Source organism: Nonomuraea sp. NPDC003707 (assembly GCF_053587055.1).
The window spans coordinates 84391-104086 of sequence record NZ_JBSFNK010000004.1; the positions used below are offsets into that span (position 1 = coordinate 84391).

17 protein-coding genes are annotated in these 19696 nt (G+C 70.4%); 14 read left to right on the top strand and 3 right to left on the bottom strand.

The window, feature by feature from the left end:
* Window positions 1–16: 16 nt before the first annotated feature.
* Window positions 17–1270, bottom strand: coding sequence for an FAD-dependent oxidoreductase (locus ACWDRB_RS11180; protein ID WP_449892923.1), 1254 nt, complete (start codon window positions 1268–1270; stop codon window positions 17–19).
* Window positions 1271–1334: 64 nt separating this feature from the next.
* On the opposite strand from ACWDRB_RS11180, the gene ACWDRB_RS11185 reads away from it, so the two are divergent.
* The 5 genes from ACWDRB_RS11185 (at window position 1335) to ACWDRB_RS11205 (ending at window position 4190) form a co-directional block, all read left to right on the top strand.
* A complete protein-coding gene (locus tag ACWDRB_RS11185; RefSeq protein WP_449892924.1) occupies window positions 1335–1928 on the top strand; it encodes a TetR family transcriptional regulator in 594 nt (197 codons plus the stop codon).
* A 35-nt stretch (window positions 1929–1963) separates the two neighbouring features.
* The gene (locus tag ACWDRB_RS11190) at window positions 1964–2233 is read left to right on the top strand and encodes a sulfurtransferase TusA family protein (protein WP_319707263.1); all 270 of its coding nucleotides are present in this window, start codon (window positions 1964–1966) and stop codon (window positions 2231–2233) included.
* 68 nt (window positions 2234–2301) lie between these two features.
* Window positions 2302–3315 (top strand): LacI family DNA-binding transcriptional regulator, encoded by a 1014-nt coding sequence (locus tag ACWDRB_RS11195; RefSeq protein WP_355209653.1) that lies wholly within the window; start codon window positions 2302–2304, stop codon window positions 3313–3315.
* A gap of 271 nt (window positions 3316–3586) precedes the next feature.
* Window positions 3587–3937, top strand: coding sequence for a nuclear transport factor 2 family protein (locus ACWDRB_RS11200; RefSeq protein WP_449892925.1), 351 nt, complete (start codon window positions 3587–3589; stop codon window positions 3935–3937).
* Between the two features lie 37 nt (window positions 3938–3974).
* A complete protein-coding gene (locus tag ACWDRB_RS11205) occupies window positions 3975–4190 on the top strand; it encodes a hypothetical protein (RefSeq protein ID WP_364263835.1) in 216 nt (71 codons plus the stop codon).
* An 87-nt stretch (window positions 4191–4277) separates the two neighbouring features.
* Here the strand turns inward: ACWDRB_RS11205 and ACWDRB_RS11210 are convergent, their stop codons facing one another.
* Window positions 4278–4877, bottom strand: coding sequence for a TetR/AcrR family transcriptional regulator (locus ACWDRB_RS11210; RefSeq protein WP_449892926.1), 600 nt, complete (start codon window positions 4875–4877; stop codon window positions 4278–4280).
* Between the two features lie 46 nt (window positions 4878–4923).
* On the opposite strand from ACWDRB_RS11210, the gene ACWDRB_RS11215 reads away from it, so the two are divergent.
* Window positions 4924–5862 (top strand): beta-ketoacyl-ACP synthase III, encoded by a 939-nt coding sequence (locus ACWDRB_RS11215; RefSeq protein ID WP_397373262.1) that lies wholly within the window; start codon window positions 4924–4926, stop codon window positions 5860–5862.
* A 10-nt stretch (window positions 5863–5872) separates the two neighbouring features.
* On the opposite strand, the gene ACWDRB_RS11220 is transcribed toward ACWDRB_RS11215, so the two are convergent.
* Window positions 5873–6886 carry a LacI family DNA-binding transcriptional regulator gene (locus tag ACWDRB_RS11220; RefSeq protein ID WP_350738322.1) on the bottom strand — a complete coding sequence of 338 codons (1014 nt, stop codon included), beginning with the start codon at window positions 6884–6886 and terminating at the stop codon, window positions 5873–5875.
* A gap of 110 nt (window positions 6887–6996) precedes the next feature.
* Between ACWDRB_RS11220 and ACWDRB_RS11225 the strand changes: the two genes are divergently transcribed.
* The 8 genes from ACWDRB_RS11225 (at window position 6997) to ACWDRB_RS11260 (ending at window position 19627) form a co-directional block, all read left to right on the top strand.
* On the top strand, window positions 6997–8274 hold the full coding sequence (locus ACWDRB_RS11225) for an ABC transporter substrate-binding protein (protein ID WP_449892928.1): 1278 nt from the start codon (window positions 6997–6999) through the stop codon (window positions 8272–8274).
* 8 nt (window positions 8275–8282) lie between these two features.
* On the top strand, window positions 8283–9185 hold the full coding sequence (locus ACWDRB_RS11230; protein ID WP_357732290.1) for a carbohydrate ABC transporter permease: 903 nt from the start codon (window positions 8283–8285) through the stop codon (window positions 9183–9185).
* A complete protein-coding gene (locus tag ACWDRB_RS11235; RefSeq protein WP_397373260.1) occupies window positions 9182–9946 on the top strand; it encodes a carbohydrate ABC transporter permease in 765 nt (254 codons plus the stop codon). The genes ACWDRB_RS11230 and ACWDRB_RS11235 overlap by 4 nt, the downstream gene beginning before the upstream one ends.
* Complete coding sequence (locus ACWDRB_RS11240) at window positions 9939–11774, top strand: glycoside hydrolase family 127 protein (RefSeq protein ID WP_364263853.1); 1836 nt, start codon at window positions 9939–9941, stop codon at window positions 11772–11774. The genes ACWDRB_RS11235 and ACWDRB_RS11240 overlap by 8 nt, the downstream gene beginning before the upstream one ends.
* Window positions 11775–11873: 99 nt before the next feature.
* Entirely contained in the window at window positions 11874–15785 is a 3912-nt protein-coding gene (locus ACWDRB_RS11245) for an Ig-like domain-containing protein (protein ID WP_449892929.1), read from the top strand.
* A gap of 156 nt (window positions 15786–15941) precedes the next feature.
* A complete protein-coding gene (locus tag ACWDRB_RS11250; protein WP_449892930.1) occupies window positions 15942–17993 on the top strand; it encodes a sensor histidine kinase in 2052 nt (683 codons plus the stop codon).
* A gap of 54 nt (window positions 17994–18047) precedes the next feature.
* Window positions 18048–18743 (top strand): CTP synthase C-terminal region-related (seleno)protein, encoded by a 696-nt coding sequence (locus ACWDRB_RS11255; protein ID WP_449892932.1) that lies wholly within the window; start codon window positions 18048–18050, stop codon window positions 18741–18743.
* Window positions 18740–19627, top strand: a complete 888-nt coding sequence (locus tag ACWDRB_RS11260; RefSeq protein ID WP_449892933.1) for a LysR family transcriptional regulator — start codon at window positions 18740–18742, stop codon at window positions 19625–19627. Before ACWDRB_RS11255 ends, ACWDRB_RS11260 begins: the two co-directional genes overlap by 4 nt.
* The last annotated feature ends 69 nt before the right edge of the window (window positions 19628–19696 follow it).

Genomic DNA, 19696 nt, shown 5'->3' on the forward strand with positions numbered 1-19696 from the left:
CGCGCAACAGGCCGGGTCAGGAGAACACCTTGGCCTTCAGCGCGGGGAAGCGCTGGACCACCCGGAGGAAGACCTTGAACCCCGCCCGGCTCACCCTGCTGCCGCCGACGAACTGCTCGGCCGCGCGCATCGAGTCGCGGACGGCGGCGAAGCCGTACTCGCGCATCCGGGCCTCGTAGCCCGCGATGGCGTCAACAGGGTCGCCCCCGCTGGTGAGGGCGGCGCAGAGCAGGCGCGCGTCGCGCAGCGCGGTGTTCGCGCCGATGCCGCGCATCGGCGTCATGCTGTGGATGGCGTCGCCGAGCAGGGTGATGTTCGTGGCGGGCCAGGGGTCGATGGGGATCGAGGTACGGATCGGCAGCAGCGTGATCGTGTCGGGGTCGGACTGGCCGACCACTGTGCGCAGGTCGGGGTGCCAGGATTCGATCTTCCGGGCCACGGTGGCCTGGAGCTGCCCGCCCGACATTTCGGAAATGTCGGTGGGGAAGGCGGCGCCGGGCGCGCCGAACGCCCACAGGATGTAGCTGCTGGAGTTGTCCATCAGCGCGCCCTCCTGCTCCGTCACCCCGAACTCGCCGTACGCCACCCCGTCGCCCAGGTCGTGCGGCGCGGTGAAGAACCCCATGCCGCTGGGCGGGATGACGCTGTTCGGCCCGTCGAGCAGCCGCGGCGCCACGAGCTTCCTGGTCTCGGCGGTGATCGGGAACTTGCCCGCCACCGTCGTGATCCCCGTGTCCACCCGCTCGGCGTGTGGCAGGTACTGCTTACGCACCCGCGAGTTCCCGCCGTCGGCGGCGACCACGATCTCCGCGGTCGCGCTCGTGCCGTCCGCGAAGAACAGCTCGACCCGCCCGTCGGGGAGCCGCTCGTACCTCTCGTACGTCTTCCCGAACCGTACGACGTCGTCGAGCCCCGACAGCAGCACCTGCCTGAGCGTGATGCGGCTGGCCGAGTGGTGGTCGTCGGCCGGGTCTGCCGCCGTGGGCGCCTCGATCAGCGCGAGCCGACTCAGCCGCTCGGTGACGAAGCCGAAGTCCTGCCCGCCGTGCCGCCCGGTCGTGTCGAGGAACGCCTGCCACAGATGCGCGGGCAGGCAGTCGTGCAGGGCGCGGGCGCCGTTCGGGTCGATGTGCACGCGGTAGCCCTGCAGCCGGTCGGCCGGGGTCCTGTCCCGCTCGTAGACGGTCACGTCGAGCCCTGCCTTGCGCAGCCCCTGGGCCAGGCATAGCCCGCCGATGCCGCCACCGATGATCGCGATGTTCCGTGTCATGGCTCGACTATCATCCATGCGGATGATTCTGTCAACCATCCGGATGGATGATAGAGTGCGGACCATGAGACGAGCGCCCGAAGAGAAGCAGCGCGACCCCGAGCGCACGAAGGCCCGCATCCTGCAGGCGGCGCTGGAGGAGTTCGCGGCGAAGGGGTTCGCGGGGGCGCGTGTCAGCGAGATCGCCACCAGGGCCGGGGTGAACAAGCAGCTGATCTCGTACTATTTCGGCGGTAAGGAGGGCCTCTACCAGGCCCTGACCGCACGCTGGCAGGCCGAGGAGAGCGGGTTCGCCGACCGGTCGGCCTCGCTCGGCACGCTCGCCGCCGAATACGTGCGGGCCAACGCAGCCCGCCGCGACTACGGCCGGCTGATGCTCTGGCGGAGTCTCACCGACGACGGGGCGCCCGACCCTTCCTTCGTCGAGGACGTACGCCGGGATCTGGAGCTCCTGCGCGAGCGCCAGCGGGACGGGGAGTTCCCCGCGGACCTCGACCCGGCGGCGGTGCTGGTGGCGCTGTTCTCGATGGCGGCGGCCGGCATCGCGTTCCCGCAACTCGTCCAGGCGGTGTGGGGGCGGGATCCGGAGTCGCCGGAGTTCGCCGAGCACTATGCGCGGGAGGTCGAGAAGCTCGTGGGCCACCTGCGGGGTTCGTGACGGTCCGGGGTCCGGGCGGTGGTTTCCTTGTACTCATGCCTGATCTCGTGGTGGACGGCAGCGGCAAGCTCTGCGTGCAACTGCTCATCGAACTGCGCGGTCACGTGCGCCAGGCCGGTCCCGGAGCGGTGATCCACCTCATCGCCACCGATCCCGCCGCGCCCGTCGACCTGCCTGCCTGGTGTCATCTGACCGGGCACACGTACCTGGGGCCGGTGCCGGGGGCGGAGCCGCCGACGTACGCGCTGCGCGTGGCCGGGGCCGCCAAGGAGACCGAGGACGCCAAACCCTGGCACGTGGCTTAAGCGGTTAATTCCCTTACCGAATGGGGTGGCCTAGAGTATGAGGGTTATCCGGTTCAGAGAGGGAGTCCGTGAAGCGACCCACGATCGCCGACATCGCCGGCCGGGCGGGAGTGTCCAAAGTGGCGGTCTCCTACGCGCTCAACGGGCAACCGGGCGTATCGGACGCGACGCGGGCCAGGATCGTCGCCATCGCCGAGGAGATCGGCTGGCGGCCCAACAGCGCGGCGCGAGCGCTCAACGGCGCCAGGGCCAACTGCGTGGGCCTCGCGCTCTGCCGTCCCGCCCGCATCCTGGGCGTGGAGCCGTTCTTCATGGAGCTGATCAGCGGCATCGAGGGCGTGCTCGCAGACCGCTCGTACGCGCTGCTGCTCCAGGTCGTCACGAGCCATGAGCAGGAGAGCGAGGTCTACCGGCGCTGGTGGGGCGAGAGCCGCATCGACGGCGTGTTCCTGGTCGACCTGCACTACTCGGACTCCAGAGTGGTCGAGCTGGAGCGGCTGGGGATGCCGGTCGTCGTCATCGGACATCCCACCGAGTCGGGCTCGCTGTCGGCGGTCTGGTCGGACGACGGCGAGGCCGTGCGCGAGACCGTCGGCTACCTGGTGGCGCTGGGCCACCGCCGGGTCGCGCGGGTGGCGGGGCTGCCGGAGCTGGTCCACACGACCGTCCGCGACCAGGCGTTCGAGCAGGCGTGCGAGGGCGTGGCCGAGCACGTGACCGTGCACACCGACTACACCGGCGAGGAGGGCGCCAGGGCCACCAGGCGGCTGCTCAGCTCGCCCAACCGGCCCACGGCGATCATCTACGACAACGACATCATGGCCGTGGCGGGCATGTCCGTGGCCCAGGAGATGCGGGTCGAGGTGCCGCGCGACCTGTCCATCGTGGCCTGGGACGACTCGCCGCTGTCCCAGGTCGTCCGGCCGCCGCTGACCGCGCTCACCCGCGACATCCCCGCGTACGGGGCGCACGCCGCCCAGCGGCTGCTCGCGCTGATCGCAGGTGAGACCGTGCCCCCGTACGAGGACCAGGCGGCCGTGCTCACGCCGCGCGGCAGCACCGGTCCCGCTCACTCCGTGTAGCGCCGGCCTCGGCGCGTGCCGCGGGCGGGGCGGGCGGCTGGCAGACCGCCGTGTCCCGACCCGCGGCACGTGCCGTCCCCTCCTCCGCGGCACAGCCCGGAGCCGCCATGAACTCCCCCCGGCTCCAACCCTGACGGAGTACGCGGAAGAGCGCCTGAGTACCCCTATACCTAAACGAGATGAGACCGTGACCAGGCGTAGTGCCCATGATCGGGGCTTAACGTCTGGTCAGGCGGGTAGGCGGGCGATATGACCCGCTGAGGGGGTAACAATGGTCGAGCCGGGCCCATGGATCGGGGGGTACGTACGTGCCTGGAACTCCAACGATCCCGACGACATCGCCGCGTTGTTCACCGAGGACGCCGTCTACTACACCGAGCCGTACAGCTCTCCGTGGCAGGGGCGGGACGAGATCGTCTCGCAGTGGCTCGGGCGGCAGGACAAGCCTGGTGAGACCGAGTTCGAGTGGCATCCGGTGAACGTTGCCGACGACGTCAGTGTTATCCAGGGGGTCACGACATATCCCGACAAAACGTACAGTAATCTATGGGTGATCAGGTTTGTGCCCGATGGCCGGTGTCGTGAATTCACCGAATGGTGGATGCGGCATGATGCCAAATGATGCAATGGGCCGAGCCGTCTTCATCCGAGGAGATCCGTTGAGAGACAACCTCGACCTCGCCGCGAGCGCCCAGGAACTGGCAGACGCCGCCCCGACGGGATCGATCGACCACGCCGCAGCGTCGTCCGTGGCCATCACGCTCGCCACCACTCGTGACATCACCGATGCCAGGAAGACGCTGGACGGGGTCTCCCCGGAAGAGGTCCGGGAGGCGGCCCTGGCCCTCTTCGAACAACTGTCGACCGGCGGCTGACGCCTGGAACCCGGGCTCGGGCGCCGCATCCGCCGCGCCCGAGCTTTCGCATGCCCTGGGACCGGTGGGAGCCGAGCGCGCCAGAGGTCAGGTGGTGAGGCGGGTCTGGATGGCGTGGCGGGCTCGGGAGGGGGCGGCCGGGTCGTGGTGGAGCTGGAGGGCGTGGTTCAGGGCCATGACCGCGCCGAGCAGCTCGAACGCGAGCTGATCCGGATCCGTCCCCGCGGGCAGCTCGCCCGCGTCCGCCGCGCGCCCGGCCTCCTTGCGCAGCCGCCCGCGCCAGGCGTCGAACCTGGCCTCCACCGCGTCCCGCACCGGCCCCGGCCGGCCGTCGAACTCGTGGGCCGCGGCCACGAAGAAGCACCCGCCGGGGAAGACCCCGCGCTCCAAGTACGAGATCCACGCCTCGCACAGCACCCGCAGGCGGGTCAGCCCGGGTGTGGCGGGCCGGGCGTGCTCCCAGACCTCGGCGCGGAAGATCTCCCCGGCCCGGTCGAGGACGGCGAGCTGCAGCGCCTCCTTGGAACCGAAGTGCCCGAGCACTCCTGACTTGCTCATGCCCAGCTCGCCGGCGAGGCGGCCGATGGTCAGCCCTTCGAGCCCCTCCGCGGATGCGATGGCGACCGAACGCTCCAGGATGGCCGCACGCGTGCCAAGGGCCTCGGCGACGGATCTGCGGGGACTCATGCGGGCAGTTTAGCGTCCGAACGTTCGCTTGCTATAGTCCGGCCTCATGACGGGATCACGACTTGTCGCCACAGGCCACTATCAACCAGCAAAAATCCTGACAAATGATGAGCTGGCGGCCATGGTGGACACCAACGACGAGTGGATAACCAAGCGCGTCGGCATCCGTACACGGCACGTGGCCGAACCCGACGAGACCGTGACCGACCTGGCCCAGCATGCCGCCGCGAAGGCCCTGACGGCGAGCGGCCTGGACGCCGCCGACATCGACCTCCTCCTGATCGCCACCTGCACCCAGACCGAGCGCGCCCCGAACATCGCCTCCCGTGTCGCCGCCCGGCTCGGCGTGCCCAGCGCGGGGCTGATGGACGTCGGCGTGTCGTGCTCCGGCTTCACCCACGCCCTTGCCGTCGCCGACCACGCCATCCGCGCCGGCGCGGCCACGAACGCCCTGGTCGTCGGGGCGGACAAGATGACGGCGGTCACCGACTGGACCGACCGGACCACGTGCGTGCTGACCGGCGACGGCGCGGGGGCGGCCGTGATCAGCGCGGCCCCGGAGGCCGAGATCGGTCCCGTGGTGTGGGGCTCCGCGCCGGAGCTGGGCACCGCCGTACGCATCGAGGGCACCCCGACCCGCTTCTCCCAGGACGGCCAGACCGTCTACCGCTGGGCCACCACCCAGCTCCCCGACATCGCCAGGAAGGCGTGCGAGCGCGGCGGCGTACGGCCGGAGGACCTGGCGGCGGTGGTCTTCCACCAGGCGAACCTGCGCATCATCGAGCCCGTCGCGGCCAAGCTCGGCGCGGTCAACGCGATCGTGGCGCGCGACGTGGTCGAGTCGGGCAACACCTCGGCCGCGAGCGTGCCGCTGGCGCTGTCGAAGCTGCTGGAGCGGGGTGAGGTCCGGCGCGGGGCGCCGATGCTGCTGTTCGGGTTCGGAGGGAACCTGTCGTACGCGGGCATGATCGTCCGCTGCCCCTGACGGGCCCGCCTCAGGAGACGCCCGGCGGGGAGGTGGAGTCGCGGATCACGAGCTGGCAGGGCATCTTGTGCACCCCGGGCGTCGCCTTCCCGTCGATGGCGGCGAACAGGTGCTGGGCCGCGGTGCGCCCCAGCTGCTCCAGGTTCATGTCCACGGTGGTCAGGGCGGGCCGGGTCTCCGTGGACAGCACCTCCCAGTTGTCGTAGCCGACCACCGCGATGTCCTCCGGCACCCGCCGCCCGCGCTCCCTGGCCGTCTCCACGAAGCCGGCCGCGATCTGGTCGCTGCCGCAGAACACCGCGTCGACCTCCGGCTCGGCCATCAGCAGCATCTCGGCCGCGTGCCGCCCCCACCGCTGCGACCACGGGCCCGACAGCGTCTGCCCCGCCTGCGGCAGCCCCGCCTGCGCGAGCGCCTGGCGCAGGCCCTCCTCGCGGTCGCGTGACGCCTTGTAGTGCGTGGGCCCCGTGATGTGCGCGATCCTGCGCCGGCCCATCGCCAGCAGGTGGTTGACGGCCATGGCGGCCGCGCCGACGTCGTCCGGCACGAAGGACACGTCCGACGGGTCGTCCGAAGGGCCGTAGGCGTACACGACCGGCACCGGCAGGTCCTTGCTCACCGACGGCCGCGGGCTCGTGCTCTCGCCCACCACGATCAGCCCGTCCACCCGGCGCGACAGCAGCGCCCGCACGTGGTGCTGCTCCCTGATCGCGTCGCCGCGCGCGTCGCAGAGCAGCACGGCCATCTCGCCGGCCCCGAACGCGTCCTCCGCCCCGAGGAGCACCGGAATGCCGAACCGGCCGACGCTGTCGGAGGTCAGCAGGCCGACCGTGCGCGTCTGTCCTGAGATCAGCCCCCTGGCCAGGGCGTTCGGCTGGAAGGAGAGCTCCGCCGCGGCGGCGAGCACCCGCTCGCGCGTCGCGGCCCGCACGTCCTGGCGCCCGTTGAGTGCTTTGGACGCCGTGGCGATCGAGACCCCCGCCAGCGAGGCCACATCGGAGATGGTCGCCCGCTTACTCGCCATGTTTCGAAACCCTTTTCGTCACCTGTGAACTGCATAGAACCCTAGCACCCATTGACATGGACTCTTGTTTCTTCTACGTTTCCGAAAACCTTTAAGTCCAGGAGCACAACATGAGACGAAGGCTGGCCGGGATCTCCCTCCTCGGTGTGTTAGCGCTCACAGCGGCGGCCTGCGGCAGCGGCGGCGGTGGTGGTGGGGGCAGCACGCCGTCGGCGGAGAGTCCCGTGACGATCACCATGTGGACCCGTGCGGCCACCCAGACGCAGAGCGAGCGGCTGGTCAAGGCCTACAACAGCAGTCACAAGAACATTCAGGTCAAGCTCACCGTCATCCCGACCGACAACTACCAGCCGCGCATCGCCGCGGCGGCCGGTGCCAAGCAGCTCCCCGACGTGTTCGCGGCCGACGTCATCTTCGTCCCGAACTACACCTCTCAGGGTCTGTTCATGGACATCACGGACAGGGTCGCGAAGCTGCCGTTCAAGGACGGCCTGGCCCCCTCTCACATGAAGCTCGGAACGCTCGACGGGAAGATGTACACGCTCCCGCACACGCTCGACCTGTCGGTCTGGTTCTGGAACAAGGACCTCTACCAGAAGGCCGGGCTCGACCCGGAGCAGGGGCCGAAGTCGCTGAAGGAGTTCGCCCAGCAGGCGACCACGATCCAGGAGAAGCTCGGCAAGGACGGCAAGGTCCACGGCACCTTCTTCGGCGGCAACTGCGGCGGCTGCTACGTCTTCACGTTCTGGCCCTCCGTCTGGGCCGGCGGCGGCCAGGTCATGAACGCCGAGGGCACCCAGTCGCTCAACGACCAGGCCGCGATGACCGACGTGTTCAAGATCTGGCGCGACCTGTACGACAAGAAGGTCACCGGGCCGACCGCCAAGGAGGAGCAGGGCCCGACCTGGACCGGTTTCTTCCCCAAGGGCGAGATCGGCGTCATGCCGATGCCCTCCACCACGCTCGGTCTCATGCCCAAGGACATGAAGATCGGCGTCACCCCGATCGCCGGCCCCGACGGCGGCGAGTCCACGTTCGTGGGCGGCGACTCCGTCGGCATCTCCGCCACGTCCAAGAACCCGGACGCGGCCTGGGACTTCCTGTCCTGGACGGTCTCCGACGACGCCCAGGTCGAGGTCATGGCCAAGAACAAGGACGTGCTCGCGCGCACCGACCTGGCCAGCAACAAGTACTCCGCGGAGGACCCGCGCGTGGTGCTGATCAACTCGCTGGTGGCCAAGGGCCAGACGCCGTACGCGCTGCGCTTCGGCCAGACCTTCAACGACCCGCAGGGTCCGTGGCTGCGCTACGCGCGCGAGGCCGTGTTCGGTGACGCCTCGAAGCTCCCGCAGCTCAACGCCGAGATCACGAAGTCACTTCAACAATGACTCTGACGATGAACCGAACCGGGCGGCGGGCGGCGCACTCCGCGCCTTCCGCCCGGTGGCGGAGCAGGAAGGTACAGGGCTGGCTGTACACGGCTCCGACGGCCGTCATCGTGGGCGTGCTCTTCATCGCGCCCCTCGTGCTGGTCGTCTGGATGTCACTGAACCGCTGGCCCCTGCTCGGTCAGGCCACGTTCAACGCCCCCGACAACTACCTCAAGATCGGCGACAACCCGCTCTTCATCGACGCGATCCTCTTCACGCTCAAGTACACGGCCATCACGACCGTCCTGCTGTCGGCCGTGGCGCTCGGTCTCGCCATGCTGGTGCAGGACCGCAAGCCGGGCATCGGCTTCTTCAGGACCGCGTTCTTCCTGCCCGGCGCCGTGGGGTTCGCCGCCGCCGGTCTGCTCTTCTACGGGATGCTGAACAACGACTTCGGCCCCATCGACCCCCTGCTCCAGACGCTGCACATCACCAGCGAGCCGGTCAAGTGGATCGGCACGCCGAACATGGCGCTGTTCTCCACGATCACCCTGGTGCTGTGGCGCTTCGCCGGGTTCAACATGCTCATCCTGCTGACCGGCCTGCAGGCCATCCCGACCGAGGTGTACGAGGCCGCGAGGAGCGACGGCGCGAACCGCTGGCAGATCTTCACCAAGATCACGCTCCCGCTGCTGCGCCCGACGCTGGCGCTGATGCTGATCCTCAGCGTCACCGGCTCGCTGCTGGCCTTCGACCAGTTCTTCGTCTTCACCAACGGCGGCCCCGACAACAGCACGGTCTCGATGGTCATGGTCGTCTACCGCGACGCGTTCTTCCGCTTCGACCTCGGCGGCGCGGCGGCGCTCTCGGTCGTCCTGCTGGTCGCCCTCGTCGGGCTCAACACGCTGATGATGCGGAGGCTGCGATGAGCCGTTACCTCACGCTGTCCGCCCTGGCGGTGCTGTTCCTGTTCCCCCTGGTGTGGAGCGGCTACGCCTCGTTCGAGGAGCCGGGCAACTACCTGGAGATGGCCCGCTTCGGCGAGGGGCTCGGCACGTACGCGACCAACAGCGTGCTCGTCTCGGTGATGACGGTGGCGGGCACGCTGGTCGTCTCCGCGCTCGGCGGCTACGGCTTCGCCCGCTTCGACTTCCCCGGCAAGAACCTGCTGTTCCTGGCCACGCTGGCGATCCTCATGGTGCCGTACGCGACGATCCTGATCCCGCTCTACGTGCTGCTCGGCTACCTCGGCCTGCAGAACTCCCTGGTCGGGCTCTCGCTGGTGTTCGTCATGTTCCAGTTGCCGTTCGCGCTGTTCATGATGCGCAACGCGTTCGAGGCGCTGCCGCGCGAGCTGGAGGAGGCCGCGCTGGTGGACGGCTGCGGCACGTTCAGGGCGTTCGCCAGGATCCTGCTGCACGCCGTGCGGCCCGCGCTGATCACGGTGGGCCTGTTCGCCTTCCTGGCGTCGTGGAACGACTTCTTCGCCCCGCTCATCCTGCTCAACGACGGCGCGTCGTTCACCCTGCCGGTGGCCGTGGTCAGCATGACGCAGCAGACGTTCGGCGCCATCGACTACGGCATGCTCCAGTCCGGCGTCATGGTCATGGCCTTCCCCTGTCTCATCCTCTTCATCGTGCTGCAGCGCCACTACGTGCGCGGATTCATGTCAGGAGCTCTGCGTGGCTAACCCTGTCCTGCCCTCATCGGGCGCCCTGTCCCCCCTCGGCCTCGACGCGGTACGGCTGCTCCCCGGCTTCTGGGGCGACCGGGCCGCGCTCAACCGCGAGGTCACGATCGCCCACTGCCAGGAATGGGAAGAGCGAGAAGGCTGGATCGGCAACTTCCGGGGCGAGCGGCCCCGCCGGGGGCGGGAGTTCAGCGACTCCGAGATCTACAAGCTGCTGGAGGCCATGGCCTGGGCCGACCACCCGGCGCTGCCCGAGCTGGCCGAGACCGTGGCCCAGGCCCAGGAGGGCGACGGCTACCTCAACACCCGCTGGTCCGGCAGCCGCTACACCGACTTCGAGTGGGGCCACGAGCTCTACTGCTACGGGCACCTGATCCAGGCCGGGGTCGCCCGCCTGCGCATGCACGGCGAGGACCAGCTCACCCAGGTCGTGATCAAGGCCGCGGACCACGTGTGCCGCCGCTTCATGGAGGGCACCCAGACCTGCGGCCACCCGGTGATCGAGATGGCCCTCGTCGAGCTCTACCGCGTGACCGGCACCGAGCGCTATCTGGAGATGGCCCGCCGCTTCGTCGAGCGCCGCGGCCTGCCCGCGCTCGCCGACATCCCCTTCGGCCGCATCTACTACCAGGACGACATCCCGGTCAGGCAGGCCCAGGTGTTCCGCGGGCACGCGGTGCGCGCGCTCTACCTCGCCTCCGGCGTGGTGGACGTGGCGGTCGAGACCGGCGACCAGGAGCTGCTGAAGGCGATCGAGTCCCAGTGGGAGCGCACGGTGGCCCGGCGTACCCACCTGACCGGCGGCATGGGCTCGAGGCATGCCGACGAGTCGTACGGCGAGGACTACGAGCTGCCGCCGGACCGGGCCTACAACGAGACCTGCGCGAGCATCGCCTCCGTCATGCTGGCGCACCGGCTGCTGCTGGCCACGGGCGACGCCCGCTACGCCGACCTCGCCGAGCGCACCCTGTACAACATGCTCGCCACGGGGGTGGCGCTGGACGGCAAGTCGTTCTTCTACGCCAACCCGCTGCAGGTGCGGGTGCCGGCGGTGCCGCTGGAGGGGGTCAACCACGCCGCGGAGGGCGGGCTGCGCTCGCCCTGGTTCGACGTGTCCTGCTGCCCGAACAACATCGCCCGCACGATGGCCTCGCTGGCCGCGTACGTGGCCACGACCACCGCGGACGGGATCCAGATCCACCACCACACGCCGTCGGAGATCCGGCACGACGGCCTGGCGGTACGCGTGGAGACCGGCTACCCGTGGACCGGCTCGGTGAGCGTGCGGGTGCTGGAGGGCGGCGAGGGCCGGATCGGGCTGCGCGTCCCCGCCTGGGCCACGGACGCCACGCTCGCCCACGTCCCGGCCTCCTCGCCGGAGGCGCCGCTGGCGGAGAGCCCGGCGGTGCGCCCGGTGGATCCCGGTTACGCCTACGTCGAGGGGCCCTGGCGGGCCGGTGACGAGATCCGGCTGGAGCTGCCGATGGCGCCCAGGTGGACGATGCCCGATCGGCGGATCGACGCGCTGCGGGGGAGCGCGGCGGTGGAGCGGGGGCCGCTGGTCTACTGCGCCGAGTCGGTGGCCGACGAGCCGGCGCTGGGCGACCTGACCGCGCGGGTCCAGCCGCCCGTGGAGCACCACGAGGCGGACGGCGTGGTGGAGCTGGAGGTGGAGGCGTCGCTGGGCGCCGGCGCCGGTAACGGCTGGCCGTACGCGCCCGCCTCCGACGGGCAGGCGGGTGGCGCCGACGTCAGGCTCCGGCTCGTGCCCTACCACCGGTGGGGCAACCGCGGCCCCGCGACCATGCGTGTCTGGCTACCGATCTAGGAGAGGCAAGTGCGTAAACCGTTGGTGTGCTTAGCTGTGTTAACGCTCACAGCTTCGCTTGCCGCGTCACCTTCGTACGCCGCCCAGGACGACCTGGGGATGCCGGTGTTCACGGGCGCAGACCCGGTGCCCGCCGAACCCGTGGCGTACCACCCCCGCAAGATGATGGAGGAGATCTACAAGAAGGAGAAGGGCGGCGACTCGTACTGGATCGACCGCGTGCTGGCCCGCCCCGGCGACGATCCGGCGGGCCCGTGGTTGATGACGCGCGGGCGGGCGCTGTTCATGAAGGAGCACGATCCCTCGGTCATCGGCTTCGGTGGGTTCGTGGCGTATTGGGAGAGCATCGACAACCGCGGCGCGTACGAGGTCTCGCTGGGCACCCAGCTCGCCGAGGACGTCTCCAAGCGCCTGCAGATGCCCAGCCACTGGACCGGGCAGTACACGGGTGACGGCCTGTCGGTCGGGGTGAAGAAGTTCATCACCCACGAGAACGTGGCCGTGACGACGCTGGAGATCACCAACACCGGGTCCGCGGCGCGCTCCGTGCCGATCACCGTGACCTCGCCGTACACCAGGACGCCCGACGGCGACCGCGAGCTGACCGGGACCGTCTGGGCCAAGAACAAGCTGACCACGATCTTCCCCCGGCTCAGCGGTGACGGGCTGAAGGTCTCCGACGGCACGCTCAAGGGCTCGCTGACGGTCGAGCCGGGCAAGACCGTGCGGACCAAGGTGCAGATGGGCTTCGTCACCGACGAACTGCCCGGGTCGCGGGCCGAGTACGACGGCTACAAGGGCCGCTCGCCCGAGAAGGCGCTGCGGCACCAGCTCCAGGACTACAACGCCTGGTGGGCCGAGAACCTGCCCTACATCGACGTGCCCGACGAGAACATCAAGAAGTTCGTGTACTACCGCTGGTGGCTCATGCGCTTCAACTTCCTCGACGCCGACATCCCCGGGAACGACTTCCAGTTCCCCACGTCGGTCGAGGGGGCGCTGGGCTACAACAACGCGATCGTGCTGACCGTGCCGATGTTCGTGCAGGACCTGAAGTACCTGCGGGACCCGATCTACTCGTACGGGCCGTGGGTGTCGGCGGGCGAGGTCTCGCGCAACTCCAAGTACACCGACAACCCGGGCGACCCCGAGAACTGGTCGAACAGCTACACGCAGTACATCTCGGCCTCGGCCCTGGAGAGCTACCAGATCCACGGCGGCCAGCCGTCGATCCTGCGCAACCTGGCCCGCTACGCCGAGAAGGACGTGTACGGGCAGCTCAACGCCTATGACTCCAACAAGAACGGGGTCATCGAGTACGACCGGGAGTACATGACCGGCAACGACGCCGACGCGGTGTCGTTCCACTACTACGGGCGGGCGAACGAGCGGCTCGAAGGCGCGTACGTGTACGCCAACGCGATGGCGGCGGCGCAGGCGTACGAGCTGACCGGCGACGCGGCCAAGGCGGCCGAGATGCGCGGGGTGGCCGACAAGGTCAAGAACGGCATCCTCGCGCTGCTCTGGGACGAGCAGAACAAGCTGTTCAAGCACCGCGACCTCCAGACGGGCAACCTGATCCCGTGGAAGGAGTCCAACAACTACATCCCGTACGCCACCGGGCTCGTGCCGACGGACGACCCGAAGTACCGGGAGGCGCTGCGCCTGTGGACGGACCCGGCGGAATATCCGATCTTCCCGGCGTACACCGCGAACCAGAAGGACAAGGCGGAGGCCGCGGCAGCCGGTAACCCCGGCTCCAACAACTTCTCGCAGATCAACTCCACCCGGAACTTCGCGCTGTTCTCCAAGGCGCTGCGGCAGTACGCCTCGCCGTACATCACCGCCGACCAGTACAAGCAGCTCCTGTACTGGAACGCCTGGTCGCAGTACGTCGGCGGCGACACCCGCTACCCCGACGCCAACGAGTTCTGGGCCGACTGGAACCAGAGCACCAAGTCCATCGGCTACCGCTCCTGGATCCACCACACGATCCTGGGCAGCAGCAACTGGACCGTCATCGAGGACGTCATGGGCCTGCGCCCGCGTTCGGACGGCAAGGTCGAGCTCTGGCCGGTGGACATCGGCTGGGACCACTTCAGCGTCAACGGCATCAACTACCGGGGTCGTGACCTGACCATCGTCTGGGACAAGCCGGGCGACGGCACCAAGCACTATGCCGGGGTGCCCGAGGGGTACTCGATCCTGATCGACGGCAAGCGCAAGGTCACCCTGTCGGGGCTGGCGCACGCCGTCTGGGACCCGGCCACGGGCAAGGTCGAGGGCGGTCAGGTCGTGTACGCCGAGAAGGCCGCCTCCATGAAGGCCCCCGCCCAGGTCGAGCTGACGGGCGACCGCGTCGAGGACCTGTTCCAGAAGGCCGGCGTGGACCTGCGCTCCACCCGCCCGAACCTGGTCAAGTCCGCCACCGCCTCCCACGGCGACCCGGTCGGCGCGGTGGACGGCTTCACGATCAACGAGCCGTACTGGGGCAGCAAGGGCTCCGGCGACGCTCAGGACTGGCTGGCGGCGGACCTCGGCTCGGCCCAGAAGGTCGACCAGGTCAAGCTGTACTTCTCCAACGACCGCAAGGCGGGCGGCTACCGCGAGCCCGCCTTCTACACGGTGCAGTACCAGGACGGCGACACCTGGAAGGACGTGCCGGGCCAGGCCAGGAAGCCGGCCCACCCGCGGGCGAACCTCAACGTGGTCCGCTTCCCGGCGGTCACGACGCAGAAGCTGCGGGTGCTGGTCACGCACCAGCCCGGTTACGCGACGGGGCTGAAGGAGGTGCAGGCGTACCTGACGGGCGCCGGCGCCGGCCCGGTCGCGAACAAGGCGCCGTCCGTGGTGGTCGTGCCCGATCCCACGTTCAGCCGCCCGGGCCAGGCCAGGTTCGACGCGGTGGTCAAGGACGACGCGTTGCCGTCGGGCAGGCTCACGACCCAGTGGGCCAAGGTCGACGGGCCCGGCGAAGCGTTCTTCACCAACCCGACGGGCACCGACACGGTGGTCTCGTTCTCCGAGGCGGGCGCGTACCGGCTGAAGCTCACGGCCACGGACGGCGAGAAGAGCAGCTCCACGACCGTGACCGTGACCGCGACGCCCCAGGCCGCGCAGGTGAACGTGGCGCCCAAGGCCACGCCCACGGCCTCCTACACCTCGCCGTGGGAGAAGGTCACCGCGATCAACGACGGCATCGACCCGCCGCGCTCCAACGACGGCGCCAACCCGCGCTGGGGCACCTGGCCGCAGCAGGGCACGCAGTGGGTGCAGCTCGAATGGCCGTCGGCGGTGCGGGTCGACAAGAGCGACGTGTACTTCTTCGACGACGGCGGCGGCGTGCGCGTCCCCGCCTCGTGGAAGATCCAGTACTGGGACGGCGACTCGTTCGAGGACGTCACCGGCGCCGCCTCCTACCCGAAGGCGGCGGACGCCTACAACACGGTCGCGTTCGACACCGTGACGACCTCGAAGCTGCGCGTCCAGCTCGAGGCCGGCGGGGCGTCGGTCGGCCTGCTGGAGGTCAAGGCGTACGAGGTCCCGCCGGACTCCGTGCGCCCCGTGCACGTCCCCACCCTGGCCGGCACGCTGCCGAAGCTGCCCGCCACCGTGGAGACCCTCTACGCGGACGGCACCCGCAGCTCGGCCGCCGTGACCTGGCAGCAGGTGACGCCCGACCAGGTCAAGACCGGCGGCACCAGCTTCACGGTCGTCGGCCTGGCCGAGGGCGTGCGCCAGCCCGCCCAGGCCACCGTGTACGTCCGCACGACCTCGGCGGTGACGATCACCTCGATCGCCGAGGAGGCCGTCGCCACCCGGGCCGGGGTCGCTCCCTCGCTGCCCAGGACCGTCGTGGCGACGTACAACGACGGGTCGAAGGACGGCTCCGTCGAGGTCACCTGGGAGGCGATCAGCCCTGACAAGTACGCCCAGCCGGGCACGTTCACGGTGAACGGTCAGGTGGCGGGCACGACGGTCGCCGCCAAGGCCACGGTTACCGTCGGGTAGCACCGATGCTCCCTGCCCTGGCTCAGCGGCAATCGCGGGCCAGGGCAGGGCCCCGCGGATAACGTCCCGGAAACGCCGTACGGATTCATCCCGATTAAGGGGTCATAATCCTCTTCTACGGGAGGCGTGCCGGGGATCGGAGAGGCGGAGCGCGGGATGGCTGGGGGATTCGCCGAGGTCGCCGATGACGAGAAGCCGGGACGGGGGGTGAGAGTCGCCTCCGTGACCATGGCGGTGGTGTCGCCGGCGCTCACCGTGGTCGCGCTGCTGATCTGGGCCGGACTGCCCGAGGCGTGGACGCCCGAACGGACGGTGTCCCCGCAGACGGCCGCAGCGCTGACGTTCCCCGCGGTCGGCGCGTTCCTCATCTTCCACCGGCCCCGCCTCAACTTGGCGTGGCTGATGTGCGCGGGCGGCCTGGCCGCCGCCGTCAGCGACTTCGCGCAGGCGATGATGTTCCACGCCGCCGCCGGCGGCGACCTCGTCCTCGCGGGCTACCTGCGGTTGCCGGGCCACCTCGGCTGGGCGGTGTGCGGCGTGACGCTCACGATGGTGCTGCCGCTGTACTCGCCCGACGGCCGGCTGCCCTCGCCGCGCTGGCGCCTGGCCCTGGCGCTGGGCGCGGCCTCCATCACGGCCGACTTCCTGCGCGCCGTGTTCCGCGTGCCGGGGCCCGTCGAGGCGTACCCGTACCCCCAGGTCATCCCGAACCCGCTGCAGATCCCCGCGCTGGCCCCGTACGCGCCGACGGTCTCGACGATCGCCTGGACGGGCATCTACGTCGCCATGGCGCTGTCGGCGCTGTCGCTGACGGTGCGGTTGCGGCACGCGGACTCCGTCACCAGGCGGCAGATCGGCTGGCCGCTGCTGGCGTTCGCCGGCTACATCGTGTTCCTGGTCGTGGCCGCGTTCGTGCCCGCGCTCACGTGGATCGCGTTCGGCTGGGCGGCGATCATCCCGGTCGCGATGGCGTTCTCGGTGATGCGGTACCGGCTCTACGGCATCGACACGGTGATCAGCCGGGCGTTCGTGGCCGCCGGCGTGGTGGCCGTGGTCAGCGCCGTCTACTTCGGCGCGGGCGCGCTGTCCGGCCTGCTCGTCTCCGGGTACGGCCAGGTGGCCGGGATCGCCGCCGCGCTGTTCGCGGGCGCCTTCTTCCAGCCGCTGCGGCGGGCGCTGCAGCAGGCCGTGGACCGGCTCCTGTACGGCGCCGTCGGCGACCCCGGCGTGCTGGCCGAGCGCCTGACCCAGGCGGTCCGGCGCGGCGACCCGGCCAAGGCGCTGACCTCGGTGGTGAGCGTGCTGCGCGACGGCCTGGCGGTCGAGGGCGTGGCCGTGGAGGTGGCCGACGGCGAGCCCCGCTACGTGGAGAACGGCCGGGTGGGCCCGATTCCCCGCGAGGTGCCGCTGATCTGGCACGGGGAGCGGGTCGGTCGCCTGCTCGTCGGACCGCCGGGCCCGCGCCGCTTCCCCGCCGCGCACAACGAGCGGGTGCTGGCCACGCTCACCCCGTACGCCGCGGACGTGGCCCACGCGGTGCGGATGGCGGCGGACCTGCAACGTTCCAGGGAACGCATCCTGACGACCAGGGAGGAGGAGCGCCGCCGCCTGCGCCGAGACCTGCACGACGGGCTCGGCCAGACGCTCTCGGCCATGGCGATGACCATCAACATGGCCAGGCTCAGCCTCAAGAAGTCCCCGGAGGCCGCCGACGAGCTGCTGCGCGAGCTGCACACGGGCATGGGCGCGGTCACGGGGGACATCCGCGAGCTCGTGTACGGCCTGCGCCCGCCCGCCCTCGACGACCTCGGCCTGGCCCGCGCGATCGGCGACCTGGCCGGGCAGTCGGCGCCGCCGACGGAGGTCGAGGTGCAGGGCGAGCTGTCGGAGCTGCCCGCGGCCGTCGAGGTGGCGGTCTACCGGATCATCCAGGAGGCGCTCACCAACGTCCGGCGGCACGCCCAGGCGTCCAACTGCCGGATCGTCCTGCAGCGGGAGCGGTCGGTGCTGCGGGTGCTGATCGCCGACGACGGCAAGGGGCTGCCCGAGGAGCATCGCGCGGGCGTGGGGCTCGGGTCGATGCGCGAGCGGGCGGCGGAGCTGGGCGGGATCTGCGTGGTCGGCGGCGAGCCCGGGGCCGGGACGCGCGTGGAGGTCATGCTGCCGCTCCTGACCGCGCCTCCGGCTGACATGAGCGTTCACTCATGACGTTTGCGCAGCTCAGTATTGGTGTTCATGCCTTGGCCCCCGCATAGTGGGCGCATGAAGTCCTCGCTGAAGGTCGCGGTCGTCGGGGACCGCGACAAGACGTTCGTCCCGCACGTGGCCACCGACGACGCGCTGGGCCACGCCGCCGATCACCTGGGAATCACGGTCGAGGTCCGCTGGCTGGCCACCGAGCCGCTCGAATCCGACCTGTCCGTCGTGCGGGCCGCCGACGTGCTGTGGTGCGCCCCTGGGAGCCCGTACCGCAGCCTGCTCGGCGCGCTGGCCGCGCTCCGGCACGGTCGCGAGCACGGCGTGCCCACCCTGGGGACGTGCGGCGGCAGCCAGCACATGGTGATCGAGTACGCCCGCCACGTGCTCGGGTTCGAGGACGCGCAGCACGCCGAGTACGACCCGTACGCGTCCAACCTGTTCATTTCCGAGCTGACCTGCTCCCTCGCGGGCCGGACCATGCCGGTCACGCTCACGCCGGGCTCCACGGTGGCGGCCCTGTACGGCGAGAGCGAGGTGAAGGAGCAGTACTACTGCAATTTCGGCCTCAACCCGGCCCATCAGAGCGCCCTGCACGAGGGCGGCCTGCGCGTGACGGGCGTGGACGACAGCGGCGAGGCCCGGGTGCTGGAGCTGTCCGGCCACCCGTTCTATCTGGCCACGCTCTTCGTGCCGCAGACGAGATCGCTGCCCGGACGGCCGCACCCGCTGGTCGTGGGGTTGCTGCGCGCGGCGCTATGACGTTCACGCAGCTCAGGATCCTGCTGGCGGTCGCGCGTACCGGCAACATGACCCGCGCGGCCGAGGAGCTGAACACCACGCAGTCCGCGGTCAGCCACGCCCTGCGCGGCCTGGAGAGCGAGCTCGGCCTCTCCCTGCTCGTCAGGGGGAGCCACGGGGTGCGCCTGACCAGCGCCGGGCGGGCCGTCCGCCGCCGCGCCACGCTCATCCTCACCCAGCTCGAAGCGCTGGAGCAGGAGGTGGCCGCGGCGCGCGGGGCGGACACCGGCAGCCTGCGCGTGGGCGTCATCCCCAGCGCCAACGCGCGCCTGCTGCCGCGGATCCTGCGGCTTTACGGTGAGTCCCACCCGCGCGTGCGGCTCACCGTGATCGAGGGGTCGGACGGGGAGGTGCTCGACTGGCTCAGGACCGGCGCCGCCGACGTCGGCACCCTCACGGCCGGCGCCGTGCCCGCCGACATGGCCACCGATGTGGCGGGGCTGGTCACACGCCCGCTGGCCACCGACCGGATGCTGGCCGTCCTGCCCAGCGGTCACGCGCTGGCCGAACGTGCTTCCGTGCCGGTCGCCGAGCTGGCCAGGCACCCGTTCATCATGTCGACGGGCGGGTGCGAGCCGCTGATCACGGCCCTGGCTCGGGCGGCGGGGACGAGCCTGCGCTGCCACTACCGCGTCCGCGACACCGGCAGCATCCTCGCCATGGTCGCCGAAGGGCTCGGCGTGACCGTCGTCCCCGAGCTGTCGCTGCCCGCCCACCACCCGGGCGTCCACGCGGTCCCTCTCGAACCGGCCTCCGAGCGAACCATCCTGCTGGCCCTCCCGGCCGACCCGCTCCCCGCGGCCACCGCGTTCGCCGAGCTGGCGGGGCTGCTCGGCACTTCCTGAACAGCGCTTGGGCTGCGCTTTTGCGGGCAGGTTGCACTTGAGCGAACAAATCAAGCCGCAGGGGAGGCG